This window comes from Spongiactinospora gelatinilytica, assembly GCF_003236385.1.
Lineage (GTDB): Bacteria > Actinomycetota > Actinomycetes > Streptosporangiales > Streptosporangiaceae > Spongiactinospora > Spongiactinospora gelatinilytica.
The window spans coordinates 1-584 of the sequence record NZ_POUA01000815.1; the positions used below are offsets into that span (position 1 = coordinate 1).

1 protein-coding gene and 1 pseudogene are annotated in these 584 nt (G+C 69.2%); one reads left to right on the top strand and one right to left on the bottom strand.

Features of this window, described 5'->3' with window-relative positions; genetic code table 11:
* Positions 1–69: 69 nt before the first annotated feature.
* On the top strand, positions 70–204 hold the full coding sequence (locus tag C1I98_RS45240) for a hypothetical protein (RefSeq protein WP_267898116.1): 135 nt from the start codon (positions 70–72) through the stop codon (positions 202–204).
* A gap of 14 nt (positions 205–218) precedes the next feature.
* Here C1I98_RS45240 and C1I98_RS39565 read toward each other — a convergent pair.
* A pseudogene (locus C1I98_RS39565) lies at positions 219–584 on the bottom strand (2-succinyl-5-enolpyruvyl-6-hydroxy-3-cyclohexene-1-carboxylic-acid synthase); the annotation flags it as partial.

Below are 584 nucleotides of genomic sequence, written 5' to 3' on the forward strand. Positions count from 1 at the left end.
CAGAGAAACGGACGCCCTCACCAGGTCGCCCGAAACAGGGCCGGACGGTCACGGCTGGCTGGTAAGGCCGTGGCGGAAGGGGTAGGCGACCGCCCCGCCGCGATCAGCGGCAGCACCTCCGCCTCCCGCGGAGTCAGCCCGTCCTACATCGCCGCCCTGGTCGCCGCCGCCCGCCGTACCACCCTGCGCCGCGACATCACCTGATCACCGGCCCGGCCTCAGCCGAAGGTCCGGATCGCCGCCCGCGCCGCCTCCCGCATCTCCGCGTGCAACACCGCGTTACGCTCCCGGTCGGTACGCACCTCCACAACCCGCACGCCCTCCCCCAGCAACGCCTTCGACAACTGCCCCGCATCGGTCACCTGCACATACGGAGTCCCCGTCGCCGCCGCCACATACCCCAGATCCACCCCATGCGGCGTACCGAAGACCCGCTCGAACGGATCACGCAACCCCGCCTGCGGCAACAACGAGAAGATCCCGCCCCCATCGTTGTTCACCACCACCACACACAGATCCGGCCGCGGCTCCCGAGGACCCACCACCAACCCGTTCTGATCATGCAAGAACGACAAATCCCCCAA